The sequence below is a fragment of the Streptomyces sp. NPDC048142 genome, assembly GCF_043202835.1.
In the GTDB taxonomy this organism is placed as follows: Bacteria; Actinomycetota; Actinomycetes; order Streptomycetales; family Streptomycetaceae; genus Streptomyces.
The window spans coordinates 1-4,854 of the sequence record NZ_JBIDBC010000075.1 but is presented as its reverse complement, the minus strand read 5'-3'; the positions used below and the strand labels follow the sequence as shown (position 1 = coordinate 4,854).

The window sequence follows — 4,854 nt, the reverse complement described above, 5'->3', positions numbered from 1 at the left end:
AGACGGCAGCCGCCTGATAGCCACACCCAGCACCCCTGGGCGACCCAACCCTACGAATGGCTCGATCAACCCGCTCAAGAAGGTAGAGCCGCCTGGCTCGAACTCAGCCTCGCGGCGATCGACCTCCTGGCCTGGACCCGCGTCCTCCTGCTGGACGGCGAACTCGCCACTGCCGAACCCAAGAAACTCCGCTACCGGCTCCTGCACGTCGCAGCCCGGATCACCCGGGGCGGCCGCCGCCTCCACCTTCGGATATCGGCGACCTGGCCCTGGCGACATGAACTCACGGCCGCATTCCACCGCCTGACCGCACTGCCCCGCCCCGCCGGCTGACCCGCCACCCCCACCCACCTCGACTCAAGGACCTCGGAGGACCCGACCCCGCGTCGGGCCCTCACCATGCCCACCGGCCGACCCAGCCTCAAACAAGAGCGCTCAGCCACCCAGCAGCCCCAACTGAAACGGCGAGGTTAACGGGTCCCCTCGCGGATCCCAATCGGCAGGCGGCCTTCCGGAAACGGCAAGCGGACTCCCCTGCCGACGAATCTGTTCGAAGGACATGGTGGGCGGAACGGACCGCCGTGCTGCAGGAGATCAAGGCGCAGGGCATCAAGGAAGCTCTGGACTGGGACTGCCGTGCCTGCGGAGCACGAATCGGCGATGCCTGCCACACAGCTGGCGGGCGGGTTCGAGCCCCGCACTTCCTCAGGGTCACCAACGCGGAACTGCCGTACCATCAGGCTTACGGCACCCGCCGACCCCAGCGTGCTTGAACCTTCGATGATCCGATTCGCGACCTGCCGGAGAAAACGGTCCGAGGTCGCGTACCGCGAGGCTCGGATCACTCAGGAGAAGTTCCAGAAGAGACCCTGGCACCGCCACTGATCGGGAACGCACATCTGCGCTCTGTCCGGTATCGGGGCCGGGACGGCCTGCTGTTGTCCCGGCCCCGACTCTTCAGGCTTCGCGAACCTGCCTCAGTTGAGCCGCTACCTTGCCTCGGGCAGCCCGCACCCGCGCATCGATACCCCCGGCAATCTCCCGCTGCCGTTCCCCATCGGAGTGCTGGTAGATCAGCGCCGCCTTCTCCGAGGACTGGCCGGCGCGGACCATCGTGTCCTTGAGCGTGGCCCCCGACTGGGTGGACAAGGTGTGGCCGGTGTGGCGGAGGTCGTAGAACCGGAAGTCCTCCGGCAGGCCCACCTTGGCGCGGGCCCTGCGCCACTTGCGGCCGAAGGTGGACCGCCGGAATGGCGCACCCCGCTCGCCGACGAACAGAAGGCCGCTGGGCTCCTTCTCCGCGTACCAGTCCAGGTGGCGTTTCACCTCGATGTGCAAGAAGGCCGGGAGGAAGACGGTTCGGCGTCCGGCGGTCGACTTCGTGTCGCCCTCGACCCGACGGCCCGTGGTCAGCTCCGGCGCGGCGTCACTGATCCTGGCCGCGAGCGGTTCGAGCGTGACGTCGGGCCGCCGCAGCGCCGCCTGCTCCTCCGGACGCATCGGCCCGTAGGCGCCGAGGTACACCATCAGCCGCCACCTGGGACCCATGGCGTCCGCGAGCGCATCGACCTGTTCGACGGTGGCGGTGGGGCGTTCCTTGGCCCTCTCGCTGCCGGCGCCCCTGATCCGGCAAGGGTTGCGGCGGATCAGCTCGTCGTCGGCGGCCGTCTCCATGATGGCCTTGAGGAGGCGGTACGACTTGGCAACGGTCGTCGTGCCGGTTGCCTCCAGCCGCTCGGCCCGCCAGGTGCGCACACCGGGCTTTCGCGGTGAAGAGTGTTGCGAGGGATGCAATTTTGGTACGAGCGCGGACAACGCACTCGCCGAGTCCTTCAACACGACCCTCAAACGCGAAACGCTCCATGGCGCCCACCGCTTCGGCGGAGCCCGCACCTGTGCTCTGGCGTCGCGTGCCGCCCGGGTCCGGCATGGTGTGCCGGACCCGGGCGGGTGGCCGAGTCAGAGGGAGAGAGTCCAGGTGTCGATGGTGCCCGTGTCGTACCGGGCAGTGTCCTGGACGCGGAGCGACCACGTGCCGTTGGGCGCCTCGCCGGACAGGTCGGCCGTGTAGGTCTCGTGGATGTCGTCGGCGCTGTCCCCGCCGCTGGCGCTCTTCAGCGCATAGACGGTGCCGTCGGGGGCGATCAGGTCGACGACGAGGTCACCGCGCCAGGTGTGCTCGACGTGGACCTCGACGGTACTGGCGTCCGACGCGTTGCCGGTGCAGCCCGAGATCTCGATGCCGCTGGTGACGGCCGAGCCGTTGTCGGGGATGGCGACGTTCGTCCCGTTGGTGGCGCTGCACTCCGAGGGCGGGGGCGTGGTGCCGCCCCCGTAGGGGTTCTCGGCGTGCTCCGCCGCGTAGACCAGCATGGGCTTGACCTGGTTCCAGAACGTGTCCTGGCAGGAGTAGCTGGGGTGGAAGCCGCCACAGGAGCCGCCGGAGGGGCCGATCTCCCAGGTGAAGCTGGGTACGCCGAGGTCGTCGTAGGCCCAGTCGTCGTGGGTGCCGCTGGCGTTGTAGAGGATCTCGCCGGGCTGTCCGTACTGCCAGCCGCCCGCCAGGTTCGCCATGCCCTTGGCCATGGTGCGTAGCGGGGCGTCGTTGCCGGTGTCGATGGAGGAGTTGAATCCCCAGGGGAACAGCACCATGTTGGAGTAGCTGTGCAGGGTGACGAACATGCCCTGGGTGTCGGGGTCGGCAGCGGCGTTGTCACCGGCGGGGCGGGTGTCCGGGAACAGGTCGCGGTAGAGGGCGTGGAGGGCCCGGGTCTCGGTCTCGGAGTCTGCGGAGGGGCCCTTGTAGACCTTGGAGCACGGGTTGGAACTGGTGCCGGCGCCGCCCCAGTGGCTGCTGTTGTTGCGGTTGAGGTCGATGCCCTCACCGCCGTAGGAGCCTTCGGAGCATCCGCTGCTGTGGGTGTGGTCGGCGTTCTTGCGGTGCCACTGCTGCTGGCTGGGCCCGCCTGTGAAGCCCTGTTGGACCATGTCGACGCCGTCGGGGTTGCCGATCGGCACGACCCAGATCTCCCGGTTGTCCAGGATCTCGGTGGCCGTCGGATCGGTACCGTAACCGTCGGTGAGGTAGTCGATCCAGCGGTAGGCCATCTCGCCGGTGCTCAGCTCCCGGGCATGGACCTGGGCCTGGACGAGGAGCCGCGGCTTGGAGGAGTCCGGGCTCAGCCGGCAGTCGCCGGACTGCTTCTTGGTGATGCAGATGGCTTTGAGGTCGTAGCCGTTCGGCCGGCCGGTGGCCTTGCGCCAGGAGTCGCCGACATCGAAGACGGTGGCCAGGCCGGAGTGGTCGGAGGCGACCTGGTCCAGGTGGGCGTACTGGGCGTTGACGGTGCGATAGCCGCCGTAGTAGGTCTCCTCGGCGACCTTCGCGGTCAGCCGCGGGGCCTGGCCACTGCGCTTGGGCGGTCCCCAGGGGGCTGGGCTCAGCCGCTGCTCGACGGTGGCCTCCAGCCCGGCGGCCCTGAGGTCCGCGGCGGTGCCGGCGTCGCCGAGGACGAACAGGTCGTCGCCCTCGCGGTCTTCGATCAGGTCGAAGCCGGCGAGCTTGCTGTCCGCCGCGTGTGCTCCGTCGTGGACGCGGTAGACGTAGGCGCGTTCGTCCTGCGCCGATGCGGGGTTGTCGGGTGGCGGGGCAGCGACACCGTAGCCGGTGCCGACCGCCAGCGCGGCCGTCGTGGCGGCCGCGACCAGCCAGAAGGTCTTTTTTCTACGCACGTGAACCTCATTCAGTGGGGGGTAGCGGTCGGTTACCGCCGTATGACGAGGTGGTGCTGGCAACTGTAGTCATGGACATGATTAGCCAGAGCTGTCGGATCTGTGAATGCGCCGGTGCCTGCGATCCCGGACAATGTCCGGTTCCCACGCCATCTGACCGGCGCGGAAGGCTGAAACACACTCTTGACGGTGGCTGGAGTGCCAACCCGGCGTCCGGGCGCGCCCGGCGGTCCCGTCGGCGCCAGAAGGTACACATGTTCCTGTGAGAACCGATCGGTTTCGGCCCTGCCGAGAACGACGCGTACCTCGCCCTGCTCGATCTGAACCGGGCGACGACGAAGGAGCTGGGCGAGCTTCTCGGCGTCCCGGCGCCACTGATCGAGCATCAGCGCGGTGAGCTCGCCCGGATGTGGCCGGACGTCGAGGAGCTGGCGGGCCAGCCTCGCGCCGGGTCCGGGCGCCCCCGGTGGGGCGTTTCCGTCGTCGAACTGCTGGAGGGCGAGGACGCGGTGATCGCTGCGGTGGCCCGCGCCCAGCTCCAAGCGCGGGACGAGGTCGGCTCCGTCAACGCCCCGCCCTGCGTCGGCGGTACATCGGCGGTGGCTCGGGCAGCCTCGACGACCTCGAACTCAACCGGCTGGCGGCCGGGGTGTGTCCTACCAGTGCGTCTACTCGCGCGAGGCACTGGAAGCGCCGGAGACCCCGGAGGCCATGCGGTGTGCATCGAGGCTCTGGTCGCGCCCTGCGGTGTGGTGCGGCCAGCTCGAACGAGCGGGACAGGTGGGCGGGCGCGGACCCCCTCGCGGGCGCGGGCCTCCACCCGCTCGCACTACTACCGCACCGGTGGGAACGGTCAGCAGCGGTCAGCAGGAGTGTGATCCCAGCACCAGCAATCACACCCCCGTTGCCTGCTCCACGCATCTGACCTGCGCGAATCCATCCCCAGATCATGGGACTCCCAAGCTCAGAGCGCGAGTTCGATTCTCGTCACCCGCTCCACGATGAAGGCCCTGGTCGGAGCTTCAGTTCTAGGGCCTGTATCCAGTTGTGATCAATGGATGGTCCGCGCGAGGTCCTTGATCCAGATCATGGAGGCGCGGAGATGGAGTCCGGCGAGGTAGC

2 protein-coding genes and 1 pseudogene are annotated in these 4,854 nt (G+C 68.7%); 1 reads left to right on the top strand and 2 read right to left on the bottom strand.

Annotated elements, in window-relative coordinates; all coding sequences use genetic code 11:
• A partial coding sequence (locus ACGF2Y_RS36490) for a transposase (RefSeq protein ID WP_392956374.1) occupies positions 1–333 on the top strand: 333 nt, incomplete at its 5' end.
• A gap of 624 nt (positions 334–957) precedes the next feature.
• On the opposite strand, the pseudogene ACGF2Y_RS36485 reads toward ACGF2Y_RS36490, so the two are convergent.
• Positions 958–1,761 (bottom strand): annotated as a pseudogene (locus tag ACGF2Y_RS36485) (tyrosine-type recombinase/integrase); the annotation flags it as partial.
• A 198-nt stretch (positions 1,762–1,959) separates the two neighbouring features.
• The gene (locus ACGF2Y_RS36480) at positions 1,960–3,732 is read right to left on the bottom strand and encodes a M14 family zinc carboxypeptidase (RefSeq protein ID WP_392956373.1); all 1,773 of its coding nucleotides are present in this window, start codon (positions 3,730–3,732) and stop codon (positions 1,960–1,962) included.
• Between the last annotated feature and the right edge of the window lie 1,122 nt (positions 3,733–4,854).